At 62.4% G+C, this 25,518-nt stretch carries 26 protein-coding genes, 1 other RNA gene and 1 pseudogene; 22 read left to right on the plus strand and 6 right to left on the minus strand.

Annotation, left to right across the window (positions count from 1 at the left end):
* The first annotated feature begins 61 nt into the window (after positions 1-61).
* Positions 62-1,267, plus strand: a complete 1,206-nt coding sequence (locus NKH78_RS11755) for a multidrug effflux MFS transporter (RefSeq protein WP_023676705.1) — start codon at positions 62-64, stop codon at positions 1,265-1,267.
* 101 nt (positions 1,268-1,368) lie between these two features.
* Positions 1,369-2,184 (plus strand): annotated as a pseudogene (locus NKH78_RS11760) (LysR family transcriptional regulator); the annotation flags it as partial.
* Between the two features lie 72 nt (positions 2,185-2,256).
* On the opposite strand, the gene NKH78_RS11765 reads toward NKH78_RS11760, so the two are convergent.
* Together NKH78_RS11765 and ssrA are read right to left on the minus strand one after the other, a co-directional pair.
* Complete coding sequence (locus NKH78_RS11765) at positions 2,257-2,997, minus strand: SDR family oxidoreductase (protein WP_352703547.1); 741 nt, start codon at positions 2,995-2,997, stop codon at positions 2,257-2,259.
* A 310-nt stretch (positions 2,998-3,307) separates the two neighbouring features.
* Positions 3,308-3,663: a transfer-messenger RNA gene (ssrA, locus tag NKH78_RS11770) on the minus strand.
* Positions 3,664-3,824: 161 nt separating this feature from the next.
* On the opposite strand from ssrA, the gene NKH78_RS11775 reads away from it, so the two are divergent.
* The 6 genes from NKH78_RS11775 (at position 3,825) to NKH78_RS11800 (ending at position 8,369) form a co-directional block, all read left to right on the plus strand.
* Complete coding sequence (locus tag NKH78_RS11775) at positions 3,825-4,136, plus strand: DUF2853 family protein (protein ID WP_254818940.1); 312 nt, start codon at positions 3,825-3,827, stop codon at positions 4,134-4,136.
* Between the two features lie 113 nt (positions 4,137-4,249).
* Positions 4,250-5,044, plus strand: coding sequence for a thymidylate synthase (locus NKH78_RS11780; protein ID WP_352739949.1), 795 nt, complete (start codon positions 4,250-4,252; stop codon positions 5,042-5,044).
* Positions 5,045-5,324: 280 nt separating this feature from the next.
* Entirely contained in the window at positions 5,325-6,116 is a 792-nt protein-coding gene (gene modA, locus NKH78_RS11785) for a molybdate ABC transporter substrate-binding protein (protein ID WP_502899800.1), read from the plus strand.
* Positions 6,117-6,132: 16 nt separating this feature from the next.
* Positions 6,133-6,837: a molybdate ABC transporter permease subunit gene (gene modB, locus NKH78_RS11790; protein ID WP_352739947.1), complete on the plus strand. Its 705-nt coding sequence runs from the start codon at positions 6,133-6,135 to the stop codon at positions 6,835-6,837.
* Positions 6,834-7,946, plus strand: a complete 1,113-nt coding sequence (modC, locus tag NKH78_RS11795) for a molybdenum ABC transporter ATP-binding protein (RefSeq protein WP_352739945.1) — start codon at positions 6,834-6,836, stop codon at positions 7,944-7,946. Before modB ends, modC begins: the two co-directional genes overlap by 4 nt.
* An 81-nt stretch (positions 7,947-8,027) precedes the next feature.
* Entirely contained in the window at positions 8,028-8,369 is a 342-nt protein-coding gene (locus tag NKH78_RS11800; protein WP_023676697.1) for a winged helix-turn-helix domain-containing protein, read from the plus strand.
* Positions 8,370-8,402: 33 nt separating this feature from the next.
* Here the strand turns inward: NKH78_RS11800 and cobF are convergent, their stop codons facing one another.
* A complete protein-coding gene (gene cobF / locus NKH78_RS11805) occupies positions 8,403-9,176 on the minus strand; it encodes a precorrin-6A synthase (deacetylating) (protein WP_352703559.1) in 774 nt (257 codons plus the stop codon).
* 141 nt (positions 9,177-9,317) lie between these two features.
* Between cobF and NKH78_RS11810 the strand changes: the two genes are divergently transcribed.
* The 5 genes from NKH78_RS11810 (at position 9,318) to NKH78_RS11830 (ending at position 14,719) form a co-directional block, all read left to right on the plus strand.
* Positions 9,318-10,328, plus strand: a complete 1,011-nt coding sequence (locus NKH78_RS11810; protein WP_352703561.1) for a DUF4424 domain-containing protein — start codon at positions 9,318-9,320, stop codon at positions 10,326-10,328.
* On the plus strand, positions 10,328-10,846 hold the full coding sequence (locus tag NKH78_RS11815) for a dihydrofolate reductase (protein WP_352739942.1): 519 nt from the start codon (positions 10,328-10,330) through the stop codon (positions 10,844-10,846). Before NKH78_RS11810 ends, NKH78_RS11815 begins: the two co-directional genes overlap by 1 nt.
* Positions 10,847-11,007: 161 nt before the next feature.
* Positions 11,008-12,102: an FtsH protease activity modulator HflK gene (hflK, locus tag NKH78_RS11820; protein WP_023676693.1), complete on the plus strand. Its 1,095-nt coding sequence runs from the start codon at positions 11,008-11,010 to the stop codon at positions 12,100-12,102.
* Positions 12,102-13,058: a protease modulator HflC gene (gene hflC, locus NKH78_RS11825; protein WP_254818932.1), complete on the plus strand. Its 957-nt coding sequence runs from the start codon at positions 12,102-12,104 to the stop codon at positions 13,056-13,058. The genes hflK and hflC overlap by 1 nt, the downstream gene beginning before the upstream one ends.
* A 143-nt stretch (positions 13,059-13,201) precedes the next feature.
* On the plus strand, positions 13,202-14,719 hold the full coding sequence (locus NKH78_RS11830) for a DegQ family serine endoprotease (RefSeq protein ID WP_352739940.1): 1,518 nt from the start codon (positions 13,202-13,204) through the stop codon (positions 14,717-14,719).
* 46 nt (positions 14,720-14,765) lie between these two features.
* On the opposite strand, the gene NKH78_RS11835 is transcribed toward NKH78_RS11830, so the two are convergent.
* Together NKH78_RS11835 and serB are read right to left on the minus strand one after the other, a co-directional pair.
* Complete coding sequence (locus NKH78_RS11835; protein WP_352739938.1) at positions 14,766-15,338, minus strand: GNAT family N-acetyltransferase; 573 nt, start codon at positions 15,336-15,338, stop codon at positions 14,766-14,768.
* Entirely contained in the window at positions 15,335-16,222 is an 888-nt protein-coding gene (gene serB, locus NKH78_RS11840) for a phosphoserine phosphatase SerB (protein WP_352739937.1), read from the minus strand. Before serB ends, NKH78_RS11835 begins: the two co-directional genes overlap by 4 nt.
* On the opposite strand from serB, the gene miaA reads away from it, so the two are divergent.
* From miaA to NKH78_RS11855, 3 genes are all read left to right on the plus strand, one after another.
* A complete protein-coding gene (gene miaA, locus NKH78_RS11845) occupies positions 16,212-17,180 on the plus strand; it encodes a tRNA (adenosine(37)-N6)-dimethylallyltransferase MiaA (RefSeq protein ID WP_352739966.1) in 969 nt (322 codons plus the stop codon). The genes serB and miaA overlap by 11 nt on opposite strands.
* 104 nt (positions 17,181-17,284) lie before the next feature.
* On the plus strand, positions 17,285-18,079 hold the full coding sequence (locus NKH78_RS11850) for a GGDEF domain-containing protein (protein WP_254818928.1): 795 nt from the start codon (positions 17,285-17,287) through the stop codon (positions 18,077-18,079).
* A 131-nt stretch (positions 18,080-18,210) separates the two neighbouring features.
* On the plus strand, positions 18,211-18,597 hold the full coding sequence (locus tag NKH78_RS11855; protein WP_352739936.1) for an ester cyclase: 387 nt from the start codon (positions 18,211-18,213) through the stop codon (positions 18,595-18,597).
* A 36-nt stretch (positions 18,598-18,633) separates the two neighbouring features.
* Here NKH78_RS11855 and NKH78_RS11860 read toward each other — a convergent pair whose 3' ends face one another.
* A complete protein-coding gene (locus NKH78_RS11860; protein WP_352644622.1) occupies positions 18,634-20,460 on the minus strand; it encodes an ATP-binding protein in 1,827 nt (608 codons plus the stop codon).
* A gap of 151 nt (positions 20,461-20,611) precedes the next feature.
* On the opposite strand from NKH78_RS11860, the gene NKH78_RS11865 reads away from it, so the two are divergent.
* The 6 genes from NKH78_RS11865 (at position 20,612) to NKH78_RS11890 (ending at position 25,376) form a co-directional block, all read left to right on the plus strand.
* Positions 20,612-21,178: a helix-turn-helix domain-containing protein gene (locus NKH78_RS11865; RefSeq protein WP_352739934.1), complete on the plus strand. Its 567-nt coding sequence runs from the start codon at positions 20,612-20,614 to the stop codon at positions 21,176-21,178.
* A gap of 1 nt (position 21,179) precedes the next feature.
* The gene (locus NKH78_RS11870) at positions 21,180-21,491 is read left to right on the plus strand and encodes a hypothetical protein (protein WP_254818924.1); all 312 of its coding nucleotides are present in this window, start codon (positions 21,180-21,182) and stop codon (positions 21,489-21,491) included.
* A 22-nt stretch (positions 21,492-21,513) separates the two neighbouring features.
* The gene (locus NKH78_RS11875) at positions 21,514-22,038 is read left to right on the plus strand and encodes a GNAT family N-acetyltransferase (protein ID WP_352505650.1); all 525 of its coding nucleotides are present in this window, start codon (positions 21,514-21,516) and stop codon (positions 22,036-22,038) included.
* A gap of 290 nt (positions 22,039-22,328) precedes the next feature.
* Positions 22,329-24,080, plus strand: coding sequence for an acetolactate synthase 3 large subunit (locus NKH78_RS11880; RefSeq protein ID WP_352644617.1), 1,752 nt, complete (start codon positions 22,329-22,331; stop codon positions 24,078-24,080).
* 66 nt (positions 24,081-24,146) lie between these two features.
* Entirely contained in the window at positions 24,147-24,719 is a 573-nt protein-coding gene (gene ilvN, locus NKH78_RS11885) for an acetolactate synthase small subunit (RefSeq protein WP_352739933.1), read from the plus strand.
* 60 nt (positions 24,720-24,779) lie between these two features.
* The gene (locus NKH78_RS11890; RefSeq protein ID WP_352739932.1) at positions 24,780-25,376 is read left to right on the plus strand and encodes a LysE family translocator; all 597 of its coding nucleotides are present in this window, start codon (positions 24,780-24,782) and stop codon (positions 25,374-25,376) included.
* Positions 25,377-25,518 lie beyond the last annotated feature (142 nt).

The raw sequence follows: 25,518 nt of genomic DNA on the forward strand, positions 1-25,518 counted from the left end.
AACGTCCTAGGGTTACGCGCCGGTCCTCGGCGGCAACCAGAATTCGAAAGAGCCTGCTATCATGAACGCCAAATTCCTCCGCATTGCGGTCGTGCTCGGCCTATTGTCCGCGATCGGTCCGTTTGCCATCGACATGTATCTTCCGGCCCTGCCGTCAATAGGCGAGGATCTGCATGCCGGCACTGCCGCGGTGCAGATGAGCCTGCTGATCTTCTTTCTTTCCATGGGCTTCGGCCAGATCGTCGTCGGACCGATCTCCGACATGGTCGGCCGCAAGCTGCCGCTCTACGGCGGCCTGGCGCTGTTCATGGTCGGCGGCGTCGGCTCGGCGCTGGCTCCCTCGATCGAATGGCTGATCGCCTTCCGCTTCCTGCAAGGGCTCGGGGCCAGCGCCGGCATGGCCGTGCCGCGCGCGATCGTGCGCGACCTGCATACCGGCACCGAGGCCGCCAAGTTGATGTCGCTGCTGATGCTGGTGTTTTCGGTGTCGCCGATCCTGGCGCCGCTGACCGGTAGCCAGATCATCGAGAACTTCGGCTGGCGCGCCGTGTTCTGGACGGTGACGGGCGCGGCCGTGCTCGCCACCATCCTGCTGGCGACCTCTCTCAAGGAGACGCGGCCGGTCGAAGAGCGCGCCGGTTCGTCCTTCGGGACGGCACTTTCCGGCTACCGCTTCCTGATGGGCGACCGCAACTTCCTTGGCCTGACGGCCATCGCCGGCTTCGGCATTGCGAGCTTCTTCGTCTATCTGTCGAGCTCGTCCTTCATCCTGATCGACCATTATGGCCTGTCGCCTTCGGTTTACAGCGTGTTCTTCTCGATCAATGCGGTTGCCTTCATCGGCATGTCGCAGCTGACCGGGTTGCTATCGGAGCGGTTCGGGCTGCAGCGCGTGGTGCGCGTCGCGGTGACCGGCTATGCGACAACGATGGTGGTGCTGTTCGCGGTGATGGCATCGGGTGTCGACCGGCTCGACGTAATGGCGGCGCTGCTGTTCATCGGCTACGGCTTTCTCGGCCTGGTCATCCCGACAACGTCGGTGCTGGCCATGGAAGAGCATGGCGAGATCGCCGGCACCGCTTCGGCGCTGATGGGCACGCTGCACTTCGCCATCGGCGCGGTCGCAATGGGCGTCGCCGGCGTGTTTTTCGACGGCACGCCGCTGCCGATGGTGGCGGGCATCACGCTGTGCGCGGCGATCTCCTTCACACTGGCCAAGATAACACTCGGCCGCAGCCGGGACGTTGCGGAAGCGCCGGCGGAGTAAGCTTCACCTATCGAGACAAAAAGGCCGGGCGATGTTCCCGGCCTTTTCACGTTTGCGGTCCCGGTTCAAAGCAGCCTATGCCTATACGACGGGTTCAAGACATGCAGCTTAGACATCTCAAGACCTTCGTGGCGGTCGCCACCACCTTGAACATCACGCGCGCCTCCGAGCGGGTTCATCTTGCCCAATCGAGCGTGACCGAACAGATCCAGGCGCTGGAAGCCGATCTGGGCACGTCGCTGTTCGACAGGTCACGGCGTGGCTTGAAGCTGACGACGGCAGGACAGCGCCTGCTGGACTACGCAAACGATCTCCTCGACCTTGCGGACGAAGCCCGTTCCGCTGTCGCCGACGCGAGCGGTACGGTTGCCGGTCGCCTGACGGTCGGCGGCCTGGAGACGCTTTGCTCGACACGCTTGCCGGCTTTGCTGGGGGAATTCCATCGGCGCCATCCCGATGTGGAACTGGACCTCAGGGCGAACGATAGCAGTGGGTTGCGTGCCGGCGTGACAAGCGGGGCGCTGAACGTATCGTTCCATTTCGGAGCCGTCCCGGCGGCGGCGCCGGAGCTGCGAAGCGAGCAGATAGCCGAGGAAGAGCTCGTCGTCATAATGCCGGCAAATCACCGGTTGGCCGGATATACTGCCATAAGGTCCGACGACCTGGCTGACGAAGCCTTCCTCGTCACCCAGCCCGGTTGCGTCTATAGGCGGGTGTTCGACGAAACGTTTGCGGCAACATTGCCTGACCGTCCAAAACTCGTCGGCGAGTTCGCCAGCATGGGTGCGATACGGGGCCTTGTTGCAGCCGGCCTTGGATGCGCGCTGGTTCCTCGTCTCGTGGCTTCCGCGGCCGATGCCAATATCGTCGTGTTGCCTTGGGTCGGAAGCAGCCCGGTGACGCCGGTCACCATGGTATGGCGCCACCGGCGCATTCAAGCGCCGGTGTTGCGGCTGTTCCTCGCAATGGTTCGCGAAATTTGGCCATTGCTAGACCAGCCGCTGGCCACCATCGACATGAAGCACCGTTGCGGTGATGAAGCCGTTATGCATCAGGGACGTGATGGCGTGGGCAATGTCGGCTGCCTGCCCGATCCGGCCGACGAGCAGGCGCTTTGCCATGCCGTCCAGCGCAGCCGTCTTTCCGCTGCCGGCGACGGCATCCCAAATCGGCGTGTCGACCCAGCCCGGCGAGACGACGTTGACGCGGATCGGCGCCAGTTCGACGGCAAGCGCGTAGGCGAGTGAGCCAAGGGCCCCATTAACGGCTGCCACCACCGAACCTTTCGCCGCCGGACGATAGGCTGCGATGCCCGAGGTCAGCGTGATCGATCCCCTGGGCGTCAGACGAGGCGCGCCATGTTTGGCAAGAAGAAGCGGTCCGACGACCTTGGAATCCATCACTTTCCGCGCCAACGAGATGTCCATCTCGGGAAGCAATACATAGACGCCGGTGACGTCGGCGGCGGTCGAGACGATGTGGTCGAGCGTACCGACATCCTGGAACAGGCGTCGGACCTCGTCCTCGCTTGTGACGTCGGCTGCGATCGTCCTCAGCCTTTCCGGGTGAGGCAAGCGCTGCCGTGCGGCCGACAACCGGTCCTGGGAGCGGCCGACGATCGTAACCTCAGCGCCGGCGGCAAGCCGCTGTTCGGCCAGCGAAAGCCCCATGCCGGAACTGCCGCCAACGATCAGGATGCGTTCGTGTTTTGGTGTGGTTTCCTGGTTCATCTTGTCTCCATCAGGTAGCTCGCCGGGCATGACCACACGCGGCGAGAACCTGAGGCCTTGTCCCGCAAAGGCATGAGAGAAGGGAAACGGGAAGATACGAATGCTGCCATCGGAGATTCCGATAATGGCAAGCCCTTGGGCTTTCGCCTCAGCCTGAGACGCCTCAGCCTGAGACGTTGATGAAACATTCGCCGGTGCGATCGATGCGGTCAGCCAGGGATTGGTATAAACGCCGCGGCGCCTTGGGTCTGTCAGGGCGCATAAAAAAGCCGCCGGCCAACCTGCAGCTGCGCATATCAAAAAAGGGAGAAATGGAGGTTTCTGTTGCCAGGTACCTCCGAACCCCGCCTAGAAGTGCGAACCACTAGGGCTTGAATTGAAGCTATCGCACCGCTTACGCGGCGAGACGTGCTTCCGCATAGTTGTCGTTGGCAACTATAAGTTTAGCCCGATAACGGTGGTACAATGCCGGGCAAAAGTACGATCTTTACACCTTCGTCGATCCTATTTCGCCCCCAGCAAAAGCCGCTCCTGAGCAGCGGTTTTTGGTGGAGGCGCCGGGTACCGCCCCCGGGTCCGAACGGCTTATTTCATCGCCTGTTTATCGCCATAGTCGGTCGAGCCGACGAAGCGAATATAGGGACTGGCGGTGGAAAATGAAAGGCCGGAATGCCACTTTCGTCGGTGCCAAAGTGGATCATGAAGGGTTGACTTGCAGCCGGTCTCAACCGAAGCTTTGTGGCGGTGAGGAGACCTAGCGCATACTTGCGGCAGCGCGCCACAATCCTCATCAACCGGATCCCGTGGCGCCGACGAGGGGAAATTCGATGGCCGATTATCTTGCAGACGTAAAGAAATATGATGCGGCGGCGGATGCCGACGCGGTCGCCAAGATCGTCAAACATCTGGGCATCGCGCTCAGGAACCGCGATTCCTCGCTGGTGTCCTGCACCGACCCGGAGGAACTGAAGCGCGTCAGGAACAGCTGGGTCGCCGGCAAGCTCGGCGTCACCGACGGCGCCAAGGCAGATGCGGCTATCGAAAAGGCCTGCAAGGCGATGGCGGCCGACAACAGCAAGAGCCGGGTGACGTTCTATTACCTTGTCGCCAGGGATCTGGGCATGCTCGGCTCGCTCTGAGCAACCTCGCCGCTGATGCTGGTGAGGCTTCTGCTGGAATCGTCTCGCTTTGCTGTGTTCGGCCGACGGTCATTCGGCTATGGTGGCTGACAACCCGAATCGGACCGGAGCCGATGCGCCAGTATCTCGATCTTCTGAAGCATGTGCTGGAAAACGGCGCTGATCGCGGCGACCGTACCGGCACCGGAACGCGCTCGGTATTCGGCTACCAGATGCGCTTCGACCTGGCCCGCGGCTTTCCGGTCACCACCACCAAGAAGCTGCACCTGAAGTCGATTATCCACGAGCTTTTGTGGTTCCTGGCCGGCGACACCAACATCAAATATCTCAACGATCACGGCGTCTCGATCTGGGATGAGTGGGCCGACGAGAACGGCGATCTTGGCCCGGTCTATGGCAAACAGTGGCGGTCGTGGCCGGACGGCCATGGCGGCGCCATCGACCAGATTGCGAATCTTCTGAAGGAGATACGCAAAAATCCTAATTCGCGGCGGCTGATCGTTTCGGCGTGGAACCCGGCCGAGGTGGAGGCCATGGCGTTGCCGCCCTGCCACTGCCTGTTCCAGTTCTATGTTTCGGAAGGCAAGCTTTCCTGCCAGCTCTACCAGCGTTCGGGCGATATTTTTCTCGGTGTGCCGTTCAACATCGCTTCCTATGCGTTGCTGACGCTGATGGTGGCGCAGGTGACCGGATTGAAACCCGGCGATTTCATCCACACGCTCGGCGATGCGCATCTTTACTCGAACCATTTCGAGCAGGCGCGCGAGCAATTGCGGCGCACGCCCAAGGCGTTGCCGACGCTATGGATAAACCCCGAGGTGAAGGATCTCTTTGCTTTCCGCTTCGAGGATTTCCGGCTCGACAACTATTTCGCCGACGCGACGATCAAGGCGCCGATCGCGGTCTAGCACTATAGCTGACCGTCCATATCGAAATTGCCTACTGCGGCTACGCCCTTGGGCGTTGTCAGCATTCGACTTGCTCGCCGACGTCGACCTGACGCAATCCCTGGTCGCTGTTTTATGCAATATTTCCTTCGGCCTCGATACCGCTGTATCCGACGAAGATTATCGCAGGCCAGGAAAACCTCAGCCCAGAAGACCGCGGCCGGTAAAGAACCTTTCCTTGTTATGTTCACATGGATATATCGATAGACGGCTTCGGGCGATCCGGGACGAGGAGAGTTTCATGCTGACGCGCAAGGGTTCGACGACGATTGCCAAAGTCGGTCTCGCCGCCATGCTGATGGTCGTGGTGCCGGCGGCCTATGCCGATGACAAGGTGGTCGTGTTTGCCGCGGCGAGCCTCAAGGAAGGGCTCGACGCCGTCAACAAGGCCTGCGAGGCCGACGTCGGCGAGGTGGCAACCATTTCCTACGCGGCGAGCTCGGCGCTGGCCAGGCAGATCGAAAGCGGCGCGCCGGCAGACGTGTTCATCTCGGCCGATCTCGACTGGATGAAATATCTTTCCGACAGGAAGCTGACCAAGCCCGAAACCGAAGTGAAACTGCTCGGTAACCAGATTGTGCTGGTCGCGCCGCGGGATTCCAAGGTCGAGACCAGGATTGAAAAGGGGTTCGCTCTTGCCGGGCTCGTCGGTGACGGCAAACTTGCCATGGGCGATGTCAAGGCGGTGCCTGCCGGCAAATACGGCAAGGCAGCCCTCGAATCGCTCGGTGTCTGGTCTTCCGTCAAAGGCAAGGTGGCGCAGGCCGAGAATGTCCGCGCCGCTCTAAAACTGGTGTCGACCGGCGAGGCAGCACTCGGCATCGTCTACGCCACGGATGCGCATGCGGAGCCTGGCGTGAAGGTGGTCGGCACGTTCCCCGCGGGTACCCATCCGCCGATCATCTATCCAGTCGCCCAGCTTGCGGATTCGAAGGGCAAGGATGCCCCGGCATTCCTAAAATGCCTGCAATCCGCCAAGGCTGGCGAACTCTTTAAGGCGCAAGGTTTTACCGTGCTCGCGCCGAGCAATTAGGGCAACGCGCTGACGCATGAACTGGCTGCTGGATCTTACTCCCGACGAATGGAACGCGGTCCGGCTGTCGATCAAGGTGGCGACCGTGGCGATGATCGCCAGCCTGCCGCCGGGCGTAGCAATCGCCCTTGTGCTCGCCCGCGGCCAGTTCTGGGGCAAGACGCTGCTCAATGGTCTGGTGCATCTGCCGCTGATCCTGCCGCCGGTGGTGACCGGCTATTTGCTGCTTTTGACTTTCGGCAAGAGCGGTCCGGCCGGGGCTTTCCTGGCCGAGCATTTCGGCATCGTTTTTTCCTTTCGCTGGACGGGCGCCGCGCTCGCCTGCGGCGTGATGGGTTTTCCGCTGATGGTGAGGGCGATCCGGCTGTCGATCGAGGCCGTCGACCGCAAAATCGAGGCGGCCGCCGGCACGCTCGGCGCTAATCCGCTATGGGTATTCGGCACGATCACCCTGCCGCTTATCCTGCCCGGCCTGATCGCCGGTGCGATTCTCTCCTTCGCCAAGGCGATGGGCGAATTCGGCGCGACGATCACCTTCGTCTCCAACATCCCGAACGAGACGCAGACGCTGCCGTCGGCGATCTACACTTTCACGCAGGTTCCCGGCGGCGACGCCGGCGCGCTCAGGCTGACACTGATCTCGATCGTCATATCGATGGCGGCACTCGTGGCCTCGGAAGTGCTGGCGCGGCGTGTCGGCCGGCGGATGGACATCGAATGACGGTTCAGGTCGACATCAGCCACCGGCTTGGCGATTTCGCCGTCAATGCCCGCTTCGAGAGCGCCGGGCGGCTGACTGCGCTGTTCGGGCCTTCCGGTTCCGGAAAGACGACGCTCATCAATTTGATTGCCGGGCTGATCCGCCCCGACAAAGGCCGTGTCGCGGCCGAGGGTCGCGTGCTGGTCGATAGCGACGCCGGCGTGTTCGTGCCGAAACACAAACGGCGGATCGGCATGGTGTTCCAGGATGCGCGGCTGTTTCCGCATATGAGCGTGGGGAGCAATCTGCGCTATGGCCGTTGGTTCACGCCGGCTGCCGAGCGCTACGCGGATATCGATGGCGTGGTCGAACTGCTCGGCATCGGTCATCTGCTCGACCGGCGGCCGGCAAAACTCTCCGGTGGCGAGAAGCAGCGCGTGGCAATCGGCCGGGCGCTGCTTGCCAGTCCGAAATTGCTGCTGATGGACGAGCCGCTGGCGTCGCTCGACGAGGCGCGCAAGGCCGAGATCTTGCCTTATATCGAGCGGCTACGCGACGAGACGAAAATTCCGATCGTCTATGTCAGCCACTCGATCGCCGAAGTGGCGCGGTTGGCGAGTGACGTCGTGGTGCTGATGCAAGGCAAGGTCGCTGCTTCCGGTCCGACCGGAGCGATCATGCAGCGTCTGGATCTATTGCCGGCCGAAGAGCGCGGCGAGGGCGGTGCCGTGCTGGATACCGCGGTTCTGCGCCACGACGAAGCCTTTGGCATGACGGTGCTAGGCTCATTGGCGGGCGAGATCCGGGTGCCGCTTCTGGCAACGCCAGTCGGTGCGCCGGTGCGCGTCCGCATCCGAGCCCGCGACGTGATGATCGCCACCGAGCAGCCGGTTGGCCTCAGCGCGCTCAACATACTGCCGGGCACGATCGTGGCGATAGAGCCGGGCGAAGGGCCTACGGTCGAGATTGGCCTCGACTGCAATGGCGCAACTGTGCTTGCCCGCATCACCGAACAGTCGCGGCAGACGCTGGGGCTTCGGCTTGGTCGACAGGTCTTCGCCGTGGTCAAGACGGTGAGCTTCGACCGGGCGAATACCGGCGCCGGCTTGCCGGCCGAGGCGGATGGGTGAACGGCCGATGATTCGCTATATCGTTTGGGAATAGCGGTATCGCCGCAGAACTTGTAGAATAGCGTGACCGCGGAGGAGCAAATGCCGTCGCTGAGTTTGCGGATAAATCTCGATCCGGATGGCCGCATCGGGCCGGGCAAGATCGAGCTTCTGGAACAGATCGCCGCCTTCGGCTCGATTTCCGCCGCGGCGCGCGGCATGGAGATGTCCTACAAGCACGCATGGGATCTGGTCGAAGACATGAACCGGGTGTTCGGTAAGCCGCTGGTTGCGGCACAGACGGGCGGCAAAAAAGGCGGTGGCGCCCAGTTGACGTCGGTCGGGCTTGCTGTGGTCAGCCGCTTCCGCGCCATCGAGCGGGCTGCGTCTTCAGCAGCGGCGGCGCATATGGAGGCGCTGCAGGCCGAGATCGACGCAGCGTGAACTCGGCGGAATTCATGCCGCGCTCGATCCCTGCTACTCCTCCGGCTCGCCCGGCTTGCGCAGCAGATAGGTGTCCATGATCCAGCCTTTTTTCCGGCGGGCCTCCTCACAGGTGCTCACGATCTTGTCGCCGACGTCGCCAATCCGGCCCGAGATGACGATCTCGTCGGGGGTGCCGAGGTAGGCGCCCCAGTGGACGGTGACGTCCTTGTCGTCCAGCGTGTTGAAGGCGCATTTGCCGTCCAGCATGACGATGGTGCTGCCGGCGTTTTCGGGCAGACCTTCCTCGGTGAGCCGGCGGCCGGTGGTGATCAAAATGGCGTCGCCGATTCGGTTCAATGCCATTTTGTGACTGGCGGCGAGTGCCTGGATGGCGGTGATGCCAGGGATGACCTCCAGCTCGAACGCGATATTGCCTCTGAGGCGCACGCGATCCAGGATGCGCAGCGCGCTGTCGTAGAGCGATGGATCGCCCCAGATCAGGAAGGCGCCGCAGCCATCTTCGGGGAGTTCGTCGCGGATCAGGCCTTCGTAGATCACGGCGATCGCTTCGTGCCAGTCGTCGACGGTCGAGCGGTAGGAAGGCGCCGGTTCGGCGCGCACCGGCAACTCGAATTCGACACGGCGGGAGTTCGGATTAGTGACGAAGCGGTCGCAGATCTGGTGGCGCAATTCGGCGAGGTCGCTCTTCTTGGCGCCCTTGTCGGGAATGAACAGCACGTCGGCCCGATTGAGGCCGTTGATGGCCTGGACCGTCATGTGCTCCGGATTGCCGGCGCCGATGCCGATGACGAGAAGCTTGCGCATGGGCGAACTCCTGCCCGATCGGAACCGGCGTGTCTAGACCGACACGACATGCCGGCAGGCGCCGGCGCATTTGCCGAAAGGCTTTGAAACGCCACATTGAACAGCTAGAGTCCTGTTGGCATTCTCGCCGGGGGAGTTTCCATGTTCCGTTACGTCTTGACCGCAGCCTTGGCGCTCTCGGCTACGCCTGCGCTCGCCAATGATTCGGTCGCCGAACTCGGCACTGGTGGGCTGATCCTTTCGCGCAGCGATGCGGTGGCGATGGAAAGCGAGGATCTCTACATCTCGCCGGAAAAGGTGACGGTCGACTACGTCTTCCGCAACAACACCGACAAGGATGTCAATGCGATCGTCGCCTTTCCGATGCCCGACATCGAAGGCGACCCCGAAGAAATACCGGCAATTCCGGAGGCGCAGAGCGACAATTTCCTCGGCTTCGAAGTGACGATCGACGGGGTGCCGGCAAAGCCGCAGCTCGAGCAGAAGGTGTTCGCGCTCGGCATCGACATCGGCGCTGACCTGAAGGCGCAGGGCGTGCCGTTCTATCCGTTCGGCGATGCGGCCAAGGCAGCGCTGGCAAAGCTGCCGCAAGCGGTCACCGACGACTGGGTCAATCGCGGCATCATCATCGAGGACACCGCCGACGACGGTTCGGGCATGAAGACCGTCTATACGCCGTTCTGGCAATTGCGCTCGACCTATTGGTGGCGCTCGACCTTTCCGGCCAACAGGGCGGTCCATGTCTCGCATCGCTACAAGCCGAGCGTCGGCGGCACCTCCTCGGTCAGCTTCTTCTATGACGGCCAGTTCCAGGGCCAGTATGCCGCCTACAAGACACGCTACTGCATGGACGATGCCTTCGAGAATGCCGTGCGCAAGGCAGCCAAGGACGATCCCGACGGCTATCCCAAATATTTCGAGAACCGCATCGCCTATATCCTGACCACGGGCGGCAACTGGGCCTCGGGAAACATCGGTACGTTCAAGCTGACCGTCGACAAGGGCGATCCGAAGAACCTGGTCTCGTTTTGCGGCGAAAACGTCAGGAAGATCGGACCGACGACGTTCGAGATGAAGGCGCAGAACTTCTACCCCGAGCACGACATCGACATATTGCTGCTGGAGCCATCCGATGGCGGGAACGGCGGCTGATGGATCTCGCGATTTATGTCGCCATCGCCGAGAACGGCGTGATCGGGCGCGAGGGTGGGTTGCCGTGGCGGCTTTCCACCGATCTCAAGCGGTTCAAGGCCGATACGATGGGCAAGCCCATCATCATGGGTCGCAAGACCTATGAAGGCATCGGCCGGCCATTGCCGGGCAGGCTCAACATCGTGGTGACACGAGACAGGGCATGGCGCGCCGAGGGCGTCGAAGTCGCGCATTCGATCGAGGACGCGATCGCGCTGGCGACGGTGCGCGGGCGCTGCATGGCCGGCGCCGACGAGATCTGCGTCATCGGCGGCGGGGAGATCTACGCTCAGGCGCTGCCGTTGGCTGATCGGCTGCACGTGACCCATGTTCTAGCCGCGGTCGACGGCGATGCCCATTTCCCGCCGATCGATCCGGCGCTGTGGCGGATCGTCCGCTCGCAAGACGTGGCGGCTGGCGAAAAGGACAGCCATGCGACACGCTATTCGGTTTACGGGCGGCGCCGCGACGTGCATTGAAGACGACAAAGCGTCGCGACAGGTTTAAATGGACCCAAAAGGCGGACAGTGGCGGCAGCCGATCGCGTTGAAAGCGTGCCGTCGCATCCCTATAGAAGAATAATATTGGATTTTGCGCCGGTGAGCCGGCGCTTGAGGGAATTCCAAGCGAAAGGACATTCATGCCCTGGAACGACAAGAGCGGCGGCGGCGGCCCGTGGGGCGGCGGCAACAATCAGGGGCCTTGGGGTCAGGGACCCAAGGGACCCAGCGGCCCGCAGGGCTCGCCTCCCGATCTCGAGGATATCATTCGGCGCGGGCAGGACAGGTTGCGGCGCGCGCTGCCGGGCGGCGGTGGCGCGAGCCCGGCCGTGTTCGGGCTGATTGCCGCGGCGCTGGTGGTGCTATGGGCGTTCAAGGCGGTCTACACCGTGCAGCCCGACGAAGTTGCGGTCGAGCTCAGGTTCGGCAAGCCGAAGGCGGAGCTCTCGCAGCCTGGCCTGCATTTCCATTGGTGGCCCATTGAAACGGTCGAGACCGCCAACATCGCCGAGCAGCTTGTCAGCATCGGCGGCGGCAGTTCCAGCGGCAATGGCCTGATGCTTTCCGGCGACCAGAACATCGTCAATGTGCAGTTCTCTGTGGCCTATCAGGTCTCCGACCCTAAGGCCTATCTGTTCGACGTGTCCGACCCGGACGGCATGCTGCAGCAGGTCGCCGAAAGCGCGATGCGCGAAGCGGTCGGCCGGCGCCCGGCGCAGGACATTTTCCGCGACGACCGGCAAGGCATTGCGGCGTCGGTGCGTGAGATCATCCAGACGACGCTGGACGGCTACAAGGCCGGCCTCAACGTCAACGCAATTTCGATCGAGGACGCCGCGCCGCCGCGCGAGGTGGCAGACGCGTTCGACGAGGTGCAGCGGGCCGAACAGGACGAGGACAAGTTCGTCGAGCAGGCCAATCAGTATTCCAATCAGAAGCTCGGGCAGGCGCGCGGTGCGGCCGCGCAGATCCGGGAAGACGCGGCCGCCTACAAGAACCGGGTCGTGCAGGAGGCCGAAGGCGAGGCGCAGCGCTTCATCTCGGTCTATGACGAATATGCAAAGGCGCCGGAAGTGACGCGCAAGCGGCTCTACCTGGAGACGATGGAGAGGGTGCTGAAGGATTCGAGCAAGGTCATCGTCGAGCAGGGCAATGGGCAAGGGGTGGTTCCCTACCTGCCGCTGCCGGCATTGCAGCAGAAGGCGCCGGCACCGGCCACCGGAGGAAACCAGTGATGGCCAACCGTCTTCCCGTCATTGCGGTCATCGCCGCGGTCATCCTGTTCCTGCTCTATTCGTCGGTCTTCGTCGTCAATGCGCGCCAGCAGGCGCTGGTGCTCAGGTTCGGCGAAATCGTCGACGTCAAGAACCAGCCGGGCATCTATTTCAAGGCGCCATTCTCCTTCTTCGATGCCGACACCGTGCAGCTGATCGAAAACAGGGTGCTGCGCTTCGACCTCGACAACATCCGTGTCCAGGTTTCGGGCGGCAAGTTCTATGAGGTCGATGCCTTTATCGCCTATCGTATCTCGGACCCGCGTGTGTTCCGCGCCGCGGTCTCCGGCCAGATCGAACTGGCCGAGGCCCGGCTGAGGACGCGTCTCGACGCCGCCTTGCGCCGCGTCTATGGCCTGCGAGACTTCGAGGCGGCGCTCTCGGAAGAGCGCGCCGTGATGATGCGCGAGGTGCGCGATCAGCTGAGGCCCGATGCCACCTCGCTTGGCCTGCAGATCGAGGATGTCCGCATCCGCCGCACCGATCTCACGGCCGAAGTTTCGCAGCAGACCTTCGACCGCATGAAGGCCGAACGTCTCGCTGAAGCCGAGCGGCTGAGAGCGCGCGGCAACGAGGCAGCGCAGCGGATCAGGGCTCGCGCCGACCGCGAAGTGGTGGAAATCGTCGCCGAAGCGCAAAAAGAGTCTGAAATCCTGCGTGGTGAAGGTGAAGCCCAGCGCAGTGCCACGTTTGCCGGTGCCTATCAGCGCGATCCGGCCTTCTTCGATTTCTATCGGTCGATGAATGCCTATGGCACGGCGCTGAACAGTACCGGAACGACGATGGTGCTGTCGCCGAATTCCGAGTTCTTCCGCTTTTTCCGCGACCCGAACAGCAAGGAAACGCCTGCGGCACCGGCGGCACCACCGCCTGCCGCTCCCGCCGCACCGGCGGCACAGCCAAGCACCGGCCAGTAGGGCCGGTGCAGGGGCGGCGGCGTAACGGAGGATTTATCCTCTGGCCGTAGCCATAGCCGCAAACGTGCCTTATTTCTTGCCAACATGACGCGGACCGGCATTTTTGCCGAAGCGGTTTTTTCAGAACGCCCGGAGGCCTTTCGATGACATCCACCACCCTTCTGCGTGCAGCGAGGCGGACGTTCATCGCCGGGGCCGCCGCGCTTCTGGTCGGCGCCGTTGCCGTTCCCTCGTTCGTGGCGCCGACGATGGCAGCCGACGGGCCGCCCTCGGTTGCCGATCTCGCCGCCGGCCTGCTTGGCGCCGTGGTCAACATCTCGACGTCGCAGACTGTTAAAGGCACTGAGGGGCCGGGCGCAGTGCCGATGCCGCAGCTGCCGGAAGGCTCGCCCTTCCAGGACTTCTTCGACGATTTCTTCAAGAACCGTGGCGGCGAGAAGGGCGGCGGCGGGCAAAAGGTGCAGTCGCTGGGCTCCGGCTTCGTGGTCGACGCCGAGCAGGGCATCGTGGTGACCAACAACCACGTCATTGCCGATGCCGACGACATCGAGGTGAATTTCTCCGATGGGGTGACGCTCAAGGCGACGCTGGTCGGCACCGACACCAAGACCGACGTCGCGGTGCTGAAGGTCGATCCGAAAGGGCACAAGCTGACGGCTGTGAAGTTTGGCGATTCCAACAAGATGCGTGTCGGCGACTGGGTAATGGCGATCGGCAATCCGTTCGGTCTCGGCGGCACGGTGACGGTCGGCATCGTCTCGGCGCGCAATCGCGACATCAATTCGGGCCCGTATGACGACTTCATCCAGACCGATGCCGCGATCAACCGCGGCAATTCAGGTGGACCGCTGTTCAACAGCAGCGGCGAGGTCATCGGCATCAACACGGCAATCATCTCGCCGTCGGGCGGCTCGATCGGCATCGGCTTCTCGATCCCGTCGCAGCTTGCCTCGGGCGTCGTCGACCAGCTTCGCCAGTTCGGCGAGACGCGGCGCGGCTGGCTTGGCGTGCGCATCCAGCCGGTGACCGACGACATTGCCGAGAGCCTGGGCATGGCGACCGCCAAGGGCGCGCTGGTCGCCGGCGTCATCAAGGGCGGGCCGGTCGACAACGGCACCATCCAGGCCGGCGACGTCATCATCAAGTTCGACGGCAAGGACATCCATGAAATGCGCGACCTGCCTCGCGTCGTGGCGGAGAGCCCAGTCGGCAAGGCGGTCGACGTAATCATCGTGCGCAAAGGGGTCGAGCAGATGGTCAAGGTGACGCTCGGCCGGCTCGAAGACGGCGAAAAGCTCGCCAGCGGCGGTGAAAACGGCAACACCGACCAGGACGACGCCGACAAGGCGCCTGCGGTTTCGACGGCTTCCGTGCTCGGCATGACGATCGGCGAGCTCAACGACGAGACGCGCACGAAATTCGGCATCGCCGCCGACATCTCCGGCGTCGTCGTGACCGACGTCTCAAAGGATTCGGCGGCGGCCGAACGCGGCATCCAGCCGGGCGAGGTGATCACCGAGATCGCGCAGGAATCGGTCGCAACGCCCAAGGACGTCATGGACCGGATCGGCGCGCTGAAGGAGCAGGGGCGCAAGAACGCGCTTTTGATGCTGGCGTCGAAGACCGGCGAGCTGAGGTTTGTGACAATCCGGATGGATTGAGTCCGGAAGAGCCTGCAACACTCTGATGTTGAAAGGAAAAGGGCGGCTAGCGGGCCGCTCTTTTTCTTGCCTGCCAGTCTGTGCGTGACAGCCTGTAGAAGACATGTCGCCTGAGTGCGGTGTGGTTGTCCGGAACACCTGGATAGTTGAAGTCGGAGGCGGGGTCGGCGATCATGCCCAGGCGCCCCATGACGGCAGTGGACCGGCTGTTATCCTTGACTGCGAAGGACACGATTTCGTCGAGGCCAAGTCTTTCAAAGCCGTAGGTGAGCCAGGCTTCGGCTGCTTCGGTGACATAGAAGCGGCCCCAGAATTCGGGTGCCAGCCGCCAGCCGATCTCGATCGTGCCGGGCGGCAGGAAGGGCAAATGATCGGTTCGGGTTATGCCGACAAAGCCGATGCATTCACCTGTGGCTGCGATCTCAGCGGCCGCGAAGCCGAAGCCGTCGCGATCGATAGCCGCGCGCAATTCCTCCATCTTGGCGTCAGCCTGGGCGCGGTCGCGGCGAAACGGAAAGAATTCCATGACCAACTCGTCGGAATTGATGCGATGGAAGAGCTCGCGGTCACCATCTTCCCAGTTGCGCAGGATTAGGCGCTCGGTGCGGATCGGCGTCATTCGACAAATTCCTCCCGGCGATAACCCTGCAGATAAAGCAAGGCGGTGAGGTCGCCGTGGTCGATGCGGATCTTTGCCTCGGATGCCACGGCCGGCTTGGCATGCAAGGCGACGCCGATGCCGGCAAGACGGATCATGTCGAGATCGTTGGCGCCATCGCCGACGGCAATGGCATCGGCAGGTGTCAGGCCGAGGCGGGCGGAAATCTCGATAAGGGCTTCGGCCTTGGCGGCGCGGCCGAGGATCGGTTCGGCGACCAAGCCGGTGAAGCGGCGATCCTGCTCGATCAGGCGGTTGGCGCGATTTTCGTGAAAGCCGAGCAATCCTGCGATGCGGGTGGTGAAGATGTCGAAACCACCGGAGATCAGCGCCGTCCAGGCGCCGCTGGCCGCCATCGTCTGGACGAGCGTGCGGCCGCCGGAGGCAAGCGTCAGGCGATTGTCGATGATGCGGTCGATGATTGCGGCATCGAGACCCTTGAGCAGCGCCACGCGCTCGCGCAAGGCCGGCTCGAATGCGATCTCGCCGTTCATCGATCGCGCGGTGATGGCGGCGACACGATCCTTGACGCCGATCTCGTCGGCAAGCTCGTCGATGCATTCCTGGTCGATCATCGTCGAATCCATGTCGGCGATCAGGATCTTCTTGCGCCTGTTCTCAGCCGGCTGGACGGCCACGTCGATCGGTTCGGAAGCAAGCGCGGCATGCAGGCGTGCCGTTATTTCGGAAGCGTCGGCGGTCTCCGGCAAGTCGAGCTCGCAGGCGATGTCTTCGGCCAGCCAGCGAACAGCGCTTGCGCCGACCGACCGCGAGGCCATATTCGCTAGCGTCGGCGTCAATGCGCGGCCGGCGGGATGGGATAGAAGCGTGGCGATCAGCGGCATCGAAAATTCCAGCGGACAGGCGGGCGAAGGCCGCGTGAAGAACGCGATCCTGATAGCCGGGCCGACCGCCAGCGGCAAGTCGGCGCTTGCACTCGACCTCGCCGAGCGCAATGGCGGTGTCATCGTCAACACCGATTCCATGCAAGGCTATTCGGTGCTCGACGTGCTGACGGCGCGGCCTGGTCCTGCCGAACTCGCCCGCGTCCCCCACTTTCTTTATGGACACGTCGATCCGTCCACCGCCTATTCCACCGGCGCCTGGTTGCGTGATGTCACGAAGCTGATCGACGACGGCACGCTCTCCGAGCGGCCAGTGATTTTCGTCGGAGGTACCGGGCTTTATTTCCGGGCGCTCACGGAAGGTATCTCGGAGATGCCCGACATTCCGAAGTCGATCCGCGATCGCTGGCGCTACGAGCTCCAGGAACAGGGCGCAGTGAGATTGCACCGCATCCTGTTGCGGGAGGATTCTGCGGCCGGCATGATGCTGAAGCCGACGGATGGCCAGCGCATCGTGCGGGCGCTGGAGGTGCTCGACGCATCGGGCCGTTCCATCCTGGAATGGCAGGCCGCGCGTGGCCGGCCGTTGATCGACAGGAGCAGCGCGCGCTTTTTCGTCATCGAGCCGGAGCGAGCGGCGCTGGTGGAGCGGATCGATGCCCGCTTCGACCGCATGCTGGACAAGGGGGCACTGGACGAGGTGAAGCAGCTTTCGGCGCCCGGCCTCGATCCCGACCTGCCGGCGATGAAGGCGATCGGTGTTCGCGAGCTCCAGGCCGCGCTGGCCGGCGCCATCAGTTTTCCCGAGGCCATCGAGCGCGCGAAGATCGCGACGCGGCAATATGCCAAACGGCAGACGACCTGGTTCAGGCACCAATTGGGCCCGGAATGGCAGAGATTGCGTCCGGGTGAGGGGATGGACTCGATGCCCTCACCCCCTCCTTCGAGCGCAACCTGAAAAGTCGACACCGAGGGGCCATTTCGCGTTGAAGTTGTCCAGGTTAACTGTCCGTAAGTTCCCGCATGCCATAAGATCGATAGGAACTTTCCAACGGGGAGCAGATGCGTTTCCACAAGGCGGAATCAGCCTTTTTTGTGTTTATTTTTGTGATCCTGGCCGCCGGCCTGGTGACGCTTTACGCCTATGGGCTCCTGCAAACCCTGGCCGCCGACATTAGCAATACGCCTTCGGAACTCGATGAAATCATCTATCTCAACAAGCTGCTGTTTGCGACCGGCGTGCTGCTGGCGACTGCGCTGTTCTTCGGCATTTTCTTCATCTACCCACTGATCCGAAAGCAGGCGACGGAAGAAGGCAAGCTGCGTGCCATGACCGTTTCGCTCAGCGCGCGTTCAGAGACGCTGGAGCACGCGGCGCTCACCGACAGCCTCACCGGCATGCAGAACCGGCGCTACTTCGATGATGCGCTGAAGGAATATCTCGAAGAGTTCCGCCGCATCGAGAAACCAGTCGGGCTGATGATCCTCGACCTCGACCATTTCAAGCAGGTCAACGACAGCCACGGCCACGATGTCGGCGACGAGGTGTTGCGGGCGGTCGCAAACTGTCTCAAGGACATGACACGCTATCACGACGTGGTGGCGCGCCTCGGCGGCGAGGAGTTCGCGGTGGTCACGCCCAATATGGATGCCGAGCTGCTATCCAAATTCGCCGAGCGCATCCGCAAGGCGATCGCCAACATGTCGGTGCTGACAGGCAATGTCCGACTGAAAATCACCACCAGCGTCGGGCTTGCTGTCTGGGATCGCAAGGAAACCGCCGAGGAGTTCTATCGCCGCGCCGATCGCCAGCTCTATGAGGCGAAGAGGCAAGGGCGCAACCGCGTCTGCGCCTGAAATTCCGTCGTCAAATTCGTGATGCTGGCCGTCTGTATCATTTTCTGCGTTTCCGGTGCACGCAGACCGATGTCACCCAGTCAAGCTGAGATGCTGCCTTTGTGGGGCTTGCCGGAAATAGAGGTGTTGCCGTGACTAAATCCTACCTCTCAGATCGTTATCGGGGCTATATTGCATGTCTAAACAAGCAGGATTGGCCAAACTTGGGGCGGTTTGTCCATGATGAAGTGACCCACAACGGTCGCAAGCTCGGATTGTCCGGCTATCTCGAAATGTTGGTGAGAGACTTCGACCAAATTCCGGACCTTTACTTCGACATTCAGCTATTGGTTGCCGATCCGCCTTATGTAGCGAGCCGGCTAAGCTTCGACTGCGCGCCAAGGGGAACGTTCCTTGGGCTCGATGTGAGCGAGAAAAGAATTTCGTTTGCCGAGAACGTATTCTATGAGTTTCACAGAGGGAAAATTGGCCAGGTGTGGTCAATTATAGACAAGACAGCCATCGAAGCTCAGCTGTGATATCTGCGAGCGCTGCCTAAAAGTCGCTCGGCTCGATCATTCTGGCGGACGCAGCCCGAAGGTCGCCGGCTTGAGGCCGTATCGCAAGTCGAAATCGTCGTTCCGCTGGGTGCGTGCGGCCGACGGCTTGCGATAGTCCGAATCGCCGGCCTGCCGGCCCGGATCGACGACTTCCGCGAAAGGCATTGCCTGCTGTGATTTCGGCATGTTGCGCAGCCGTTCGACGATCGCCACTAGGTCGACCTCGTCGCCGGTTTCGGACGGCAAGGCATTCTCGCGTTTGGCGGTGCCTGGGATCAAATCCTCGGAGAGTTTTTCGAACTTCATCCGCATCGTCGTCGCCACGCCTTCTCCGAAGGCGATGGCCTCGCGCTGGCCCATGGAAGACAGGAACGCCAGCGTCGAGGCCGAGGAATCGGCGATCGCCGAGCGGATGATCGCCTGGTCCTGCTCGTTGGCGAGCCGCATGGCAAAGAACGTCGAGCACTGCGACAGGATGGTCGGGTCGAGTTCGCCCGGGCGCTGGGTGACGACGCCGAGATAACAGCCATATTTGCGGCCTTCCTTGGCGATGCGCGACAGCGCGTGCCGCGTAGGCGCGAAACCGAGGCGCGGATCGGCCGGCATATAGCGATGCGCTTCCTCGCACAGGAAGAGCAGCCGCAAGCGGCCTTCGCTCCACAATGCCAGGTCGAAGGCCAGCCGCGCCAGCACCGAGCAAACGGAATTGACCACCTCGGACGGCATGCCGGCCATTTCGAAGCAGGTTACCGGGCGGCCGTGATGCGGCACGCGGAAAATGTTGCCGATCGTCTCGTGGATGGTGTCCTCGATCAGGCGCGAGTTAAACATGAAACGGTAGCGCGGATCGGATGCCGCCGATTCGATACGTGCCTTCAGTGACTTGAGGGTCGGGCGATCGTTCTTGCTTTCCAGCAATCCCATGCGCTCATCGACCAGCTTGATGAGGTCGGCAATGCGATAGGGCACCGGCGCGTCGGCGGTCAGCGCGTCGGTGCTGCGCCGTAGATAGTTGCCGGAGTTCGGATTGCGGTAGAGGTTCTTGGCCGCGGGGATGAGATCGCGCAAGGCGTCGACCTCTTCCGGGACCGTCTCGCGGCCGCGAAACAGCACCTCGGCAAATTCCTCGAGCTTGAACATCCAGAAGGGCAGGTCGAGCGTCGTCGAATCGACCCTGACGCAATGTTCGGGCAACGACGCGGCGAACTCGTTGTGTGGATCGAGGATGAGCACGCGTAGATCGGGCCGGGCGGCGATCGACTTGCGCAAGAGCAGCGACACGGCGGTCGATTTGCCGACCCCGGTGGTGCCGACAATGGCGAAATGGCGCGCCAGCGTATCGTCGATGGCGATATTGGCGTCGATGGCCTCGTCCTGCGACAGCGTGCCGATGGTGATCGAATGACGACCGGCGAGATCGTAGACGGCCTGCAGGTCGCGGCTGCGGATACGATGGGCAATGGCGCCGATATGCGGGTAGGTTGTGATACCACGGTCGAAGATCGGCTTCGCGCCGGGTTCGGCACCGTCGCGCACCTCGCCGATCAATTCGATGCTGACCTCGATCGGATTCTGGCCCTCGCTGCTCCAGGCACGATCCGACTTGCCGATTTCATAGACAAGGCCGACGGTTCGTGATGTGCCGAGATTGATCGAGATCATCTTGCCGACGCTCCACAGGCCGGTGACCGTGCCTTCGATGTCGTCGGCATAGGCGCTGATGGTGGCGCGCGCGCCGTCGCATTGCACGACATTGCCCAGAATGCGCTTGTCGTTCTGCTCCGCCCTGCGCCGCTCCAGCAAAGTCGGTTCCCCAATGGAGGCTTCGCGTTCAACGAGCATGGACAGGCCGGTCCCTTTTTCCCAAGCGATGAGCCTAGGCGAACGGGGTTAAGGTGGGATGAGGCCGGATGGTTTAGCGGACATTAAGGAGTTTGCGAAAACTGGACGAAACGGTCGTTGCCTCGCAAAAAAATTTCGATATATTGGATTAATGGATGATATAGCGAACGATATATCCTCGACTATCGGCAGAAGGATACACACCGAAAGGGTGGCTCGCAGCTGGTCCCTGGCTGAATTGGCGGAGCGGTCCGATGTCTCGAAAGCCATGCTGAGCACGATCGAGCGCGGCATGACCAGCCCGACGGCGGCACTCCTCGTGCGCATTGCGGCCGCCTTCGGCATGACGCTGTCCACATTGATCGCAAGGGCGGAATTGCAGGGCGGTGGCCTGCTTCGCGAAGGTGACCAGCCGGTCTGGCGCGATCCGGCTACGGGTTATGTGCGGCGGCATCTTTCGCCGGTCTCCGACATGCCGCTCGAACTGATCCGGGTCCAGTTGCCGGCCGGCGCCAAGGTAAGTTTCCCGGCGGCGTCCTATGCCTTCATCAGGCAACAGATATGGCTGATCTCCGGGCGCCTCGAATTCACCGAGGGCGACATCGTTCACAAGCTCGAAACCGGCGACTGCCTGGCGCTCGGCGCGCCATCAGATTGCGTCTTCCACGCTCCGGGGCCGGACGCCGCCGACTATCTGGTTGCGTTGGCCAGGCGCTGAGGTGAAGGCACGCCGTCCGAAACGCTCCGACAATGGTGGGCCGCCGCTCGACGACTATGACGGTCCGCCCTGGGGCAAGGGCGATCCCTATGTCTTTCTTGCCTGGCGGACCGCCCATGCCCAGGCATGGAAAGCGCCGAGCCGCGAGATCATGCTGATGCGGCTGGACAAGGCCGAGCGGCTGGGCCTGACCTATGAGGAATACACGCTCGAACTGCTGGAACGCGGGCGACATCTGCAAGAGGAAGACGCCGATCGCATCGCGGAAATCCGCCGGGCCAGGAAGCGGAAGCGGACCAGTCATTTCGACTGACGGGCGGCGAAGGGGAAACCACATGAGTTCGATCGAAATCAGGCCACTCAGCAATACTGACGGAACGCAAAAAATGCTGGCGGATCTGCTGATCGGGACAGTCGCTGCCGGCGGCTCGGTCAGCTTCATGCATCCGCTAGCGCCGGAGATGGCCGCGGCCTTCTGGAGCAAGTCGCTTCAGGCGGCCGCCAAAGGCGAAAGGGCGGTGCTTGGGGCTTGGAACGGCGAGGCTCTGGTCGGTACAGTCACCTTGCTGCTCGACTGCCCTCCCAACCAGCCGCACCGGGCCGAGATCGCCAAGCTGATGACCCGCCTCGATTGCCGCGGCAAGGGCATAGCAACCCGCCTTATGGAGGCGGCGGAAGTCGTTGCCGTGGAGAAAGGCCGCACGCTGTTGGTCCTCGACACGGCAAAAGAGGAGGGGGCTTCCGGCCTCTATGAAAAGCTCGGCTTCACGCTGGCCGGCGAAATACCGGATTATGCGCTGAAGCCGCATGGCGGGCTCACAGCCACCCTCATCTACTGGAAACGCATTGGTTCAGCCTGATCCGGCCCGTGCACATTCGCCGTTGACAGCGGCGTCAAACCAATTCTATTGTCCGCCACCATGAAAAAGGCACTCATTCTCGTAGGAAAGCGCGTGGGCGAGGCGGTGTAACCGCCGGGCGATGACCTCCCATGCGCAAGACACAGGCTCCCTCGGGGGCCTTTTTTATTGCCCGAAACACGACTAAACGACGAGCAATCGCCTGATGGCGACAGTACGGGACCAGACCGATGAGCAGTGGACAGAATGAGCGGCGCGACATGCCAAGAACTGAAATGCCAAGAACTGAAATGACTGGCGCCGAAATGGTGGTGCAGGCGCTGAAGGACAATGGCGTCAAGCATGTTTTCGGCTATCCGGGCGGCGCGGTTCTGCCAATCTACGATGAAATCTTCCAGCAGGACGAGGTCGAGCACATCCTTGTCCGCCACGAGCAGGGCGCGGGCCATGCGGCGGAAGGCTATGCGCGCTCGACCGGCAAGGCCGGCGTCATGCTGGTGACCTCAGGGCCGGGCGCCACCAACGCGGTGACGCCATTGCAGGACGCGCTGATGGACTCGATCCCGCTGGTCTGCCTGACCGGCCAGGTGCCGACTTCGCTGATCGGCTCGGATGCGTTCCAGGAGTGCGACACGGTCGGCATCACGCGGCCCTGCACCAAGCACAACTGGCTGGTGAAGGACGTCAACGAGCTCGCGGCAACGATCCACGAGGCCTTCCATGTGGCAACGACAGGGCGCCCCGGTCCGGTCGTCGTCGACATTCCGAAGGACGTTCAGTTCGCCAAGGGTATCTATGTCCCGCCGCAGACGGCGCCGCGCACCAGCTACCAGCCGAAGGTCCAGGGCGACCTGGAAAAGATCAAGGCGGCGGTCGAGCTGATGGCCGGCGCCAGGAAGCCGATCATCTATTCGGGCGGCGGCGTCATCAATTCCGGCCCGGAGGCGAGCCATCTGCTGCGCGAGCTGGTCGACCTGACCGGCTTTCCCATCACCTCGACGCTGATGGGCCTCGGCGCCTATCCGGCGTCGGGCAAGAACTGGATGGGCATGCTCGGCATGCACGGCACGTATGAGGCGAACATGGCGATGCACGATTGCGACGTCATGCTCTGCATCGGCGCGCGCTTCGATGACCGCATCACCGGGCGGCTGACGGCGTTTTCGCCGAATTCGAAGAAGATCCACATCGACATCGACCCGTCGTCGATCAACAAGAACGTCCACACCGACGTGCCGATCATCGGCGATGTCGGGCGTGTGCTGGAGGATCTGGTGCGGCTGTGGCGGGCAACCGCCAAGGCCGACAAGAAAGCGCTTCACCCGTGGTGGGAGCAGATTGCCAAATGGCGCGCCCGCGATTCGCTCGCCTACAAGATGAACCACGAGGTGATCATGCCGCAATATGCCGTCCAGCGGCTCTATGCGCTGACCAAGGACCTCGACACCTACATCACCACCGAGGTCGGCCAGCACCAGATGTGGGCGGCGCAGCACTATCATTTCGAGAAACCGAACCGCTGGATGACCTCCGGCGGATTGGGCACCATGGGCTACGGCCTGCCGGCGGCGCTCGGTGTGCAGATCGCGCATCCGGATGCGCTGGTCATTGATATCGCCGGCGACGCCTCGGTGCAGATGACGATGCAGGAGATGAGCGCGGCGGTGCAGCACGAGGCGCCCATCAAGATCTTCATCCTCAACAACCAGTATATGGGCATGGTGCGGCAATGGCAGCAGCTGCTGCACGGCAACCGGCTGTCGCACTCCTACACCGAGGCGATGCCGGATTTCGTCAAGCTCGCCGAAGCCTATGGCGGCCACGGCATTCGCTGCGACAAGCCGGACGAGCTCGATGACGCCATCAAGGAGATGATCGCGGTTAAGAAGCCCGTCCTCTTCGACTGTCGCGTGGCGACGCTCGCCAACTGCTTCCCGATGATTCCGTCCGGCAAGGCGCATAACGAGATGCTGTTGCCTGACGAGGCGACCGACGAAGCTGTGGCCAACGCGATCGACGCCAAAGGCAGGGAACTGGTGTAGCCTGATTCGAGGAAGCTGTGCGGAAACAGCAGATTAGCGCAAAAGTTTGAAATCGAGATTCATGTCATGAACGCACAGCTTCAACCGACCGGCTCCGCCTATTTCATCGCCAAGGAGACGGAAAAACCAGAGAACCACACGCTTTCGGTCCTGGTTGACAATGAGCCGGGCGTGCTTGCCCGGGTCATCGGCCTGTTTTCCGGACGTGGCTACAACATCGAGAGCCTGACGGTCTCGGAAACCGAGCACGAAAAGCACCTGTCGCGCATCACCATCGTGACGTGCGGCACGCCGCACGTGCTGGAGCAGATCAAGCACCAGCTCGAGCGCATCGTGCCGGTGCACCGCGTCGTCGATCTCACCGTGCGGTCGCAGGAATTCGGACAGGAGCGGCCACTGGAGCGGGAACTCGCGCTGGTCAAGGTCGCCGGCACCGGCGAAGCCCGCGTCGAGGCGCTCCGGCTCGCCGATGCATTCCGCGCCAGCGTCATCGATGCCAACACCGAGCATTTCATCTTCGAGATCACCGGCAAGGGGTCCAAGCTCGATCAGTTCATCGCCATCATGAAACCGCTCGGGCTCGTCGAGATCTGCCGCACCGGGGTGGCGGCGATGAACCGCGGCCCGCAAGGGATGTAGTCATCCAGCTTGGCTCTATCTCGTCGCTTTGCCATCGATCGCATTGATTAGGGAAACGGCATGACATTCGACGCATTTTTCGCCTTGCTGGTTTATGCCTTCGTGACCTCGGTCACGCCGGGTCCTAACAATTTCATGCTTCTGGCCTCGGGTGTGAATTTCGGCTTGGTCAAGACCGTGCCACACATGCTCGGCATCGGCATCGGCTTCCTCGTGCTGTTGCTTGCCGTAGGCTTCGGGCTTGGCGCCGTGTTGACGGCCTTTCCGGTGCTGCATACCGGGTTGAAGATCGCCGGCGGCCTTTACCTGCTTTATCTCGCCTGGAAGATCGCCATGTCGCGGTCGCTCGGCGGCGAAGGCGAGGCGAAGGGCCAGCCAATGCGCTTCATCGAGGCTGCGGCTTTCCAGTGGGTCAATCCCAAGGCCTGGGTGATGGCGATTACCGCCATGGCCGTCTATACCAACCCGGAACGCCCGTTTGTGTCCGTGGTACTGATCGCGGCTGCGTTCGCCGTCGTCATGCTGCCGAGCATTTCGACCTGGGCCGGTTTCGGCATGGCGCTGCGCGGTTTTCTGGCAGATGCGGTGCGGCTCAAATGGTTCAACATCGCCATGGGCGTGATGCTGGCGGCGACGCTGTGGCCGATGCTGCGTTAGCTGCCGTTTTATTGTGCACTGCACATTAAATCTTCGTAATGACGGGTTTTGGCCCTTTTTCGCCTTCGGCATCCTCTATTATCTGGCAAAAGCGCGGCAATCGGCTGCGAGTTGAGCTAGACTACGGCCACCGGATAGCGGC

It is taken from the genome of Mesorhizobium sp. M0910 (genome assembly GCF_040319465.1).
Classification (GTDB): domain Bacteria; phylum Pseudomonadota; class Alphaproteobacteria; order Rhizobiales; family Rhizobiaceae; genus Mesorhizobium.

Bases quoted from the DNA above. Each gene is read 5' to 3' on its own strand.
- cobF (WP_352703559.1), bottom strand. From the start codon at position 9,176: ATGCGCAAGCTTCTCGTCATCGGCATCGGCGCCGGCAATCCGGAGCAC.
- hflC (WP_254818932.1), top strand. From the start codon at position 12,102: ATGGCCAACCGTCTTCCCGTCATTGCGGTCATCGCCGCGGTCATCCTG.
- modB (WP_352739947.1), top strand. From the start codon at position 6,133: ATGAACTGGCTGCTGGATCTTACTCCCGACGAATGGAACGCGGTCCGG.
- modC (WP_352739945.1), top strand. From the start codon at position 6,834: ATGACGGTTCAGGTCGACATCAGCCACCGGCTTGGCGATTTCGCCGTC.
- NKH78_RS11830 (WP_352739940.1), top strand. From the start codon at position 13,202: ATGACATCCACCACCCTTCTGCGTGCAGCGAGGCGGACGTTCATCGCC.
- NKH78_RS11875 (WP_352505650.1), top strand. From the start codon at position 21,514: ATGAGTTCGATCGAAATCAGGCCACTCAGCAATACTGACGGAACGCAA.
- NKH78_RS11850 (WP_254818928.1), top strand. From the start codon at position 17,285: ATGCGTTTCCACAAGGCGGAATCAGCCTTTTTTGTGTTTATTTTTGTG.
- NKH78_RS11775 (WP_254818940.1), top strand. From the start codon at position 3,825: ATGGCCGATTATCTTGCAGACGTAAAGAAATATGATGCGGCGGCGGAT.
- NKH78_RS11800 (WP_023676697.1), top strand. From the start codon at position 8,028: ATGCCGTCGCTGAGTTTGCGGATAAATCTCGATCCGGATGGCCGCATC.
- NKH78_RS11880 (WP_352644617.1), top strand. From the start codon at position 22,329: ATGACTGGCGCCGAAATGGTGGTGCAGGCGCTGAAGGACAATGGCGTC.
- NKH78_RS11810 (WP_352703561.1), top strand. From the start codon at position 9,318: ATGTTCCGTTACGTCTTGACCGCAGCCTTGGCGCTCTCGGCTACGCCT.
- NKH78_RS11835 (WP_352739938.1), bottom strand. From the start codon at position 15,338: ATGACGCCGATCCGCACCGAGCGCCTAATCCTGCGCAACTGGGAAGAT.
- NKH78_RS11815 (WP_352739942.1), top strand. From the start codon at position 10,328: ATGGATCTCGCGATTTATGTCGCCATCGCCGAGAACGGCGTGATCGGG.
- ilvN (WP_352739933.1), top strand. From the start codon at position 24,147: ATGAACGCACAGCTTCAACCGACCGGCTCCGCCTATTTCATCGCCAAG.
- NKH78_RS11780 (WP_352739949.1), top strand. From the start codon at position 4,250: ATGCGCCAGTATCTCGATCTTCTGAAGCATGTGCTGGAAAACGGCGCT.
- NKH78_RS11890 (WP_352739932.1), top strand. From the start codon at position 24,780: ATGACATTCGACGCATTTTTCGCCTTGCTGGTTTATGCCTTCGTGACC.
- modA (WP_502899800.1), top strand. From the start codon at position 5,325: ATGCTGACGCGCAAGGGTTCGACGACGATTGCCAAAGTCGGTCTCGCC.
- NKH78_RS11755 (WP_023676705.1), top strand. From the start codon at position 62: ATGAACGCCAAATTCCTCCGCATTGCGGTCGTGCTCGGCCTATTGTCC.
- NKH78_RS11765 (WP_352703547.1), bottom strand. From the start codon at position 2,997: ATGAACCAGGAAACCACACCAAAACACGAACGCATCCTGATCGTTGGC.
- NKH78_RS11860 (WP_352644622.1), bottom strand. From the start codon at position 20,460: ATGCTCGTTGAACGCGAAGCCTCCATTGGGGAACCGACTTTGCTGGAG.
- hflK (WP_023676693.1), top strand. From the start codon at position 11,008: ATGCCCTGGAACGACAAGAGCGGCGGCGGCGGCCCGTGGGGCGGCGGC.
- serB (WP_352739937.1), bottom strand. From the start codon at position 16,222: ATGCCGCTGATCGCCACGCTTCTATCCCATCCCGCCGGCCGCGCATTG.
- NKH78_RS11865 (WP_352739934.1), top strand. From the start codon at position 20,612: ATGGATGATATAGCGAACGATATATCCTCGACTATCGGCAGAAGGATA.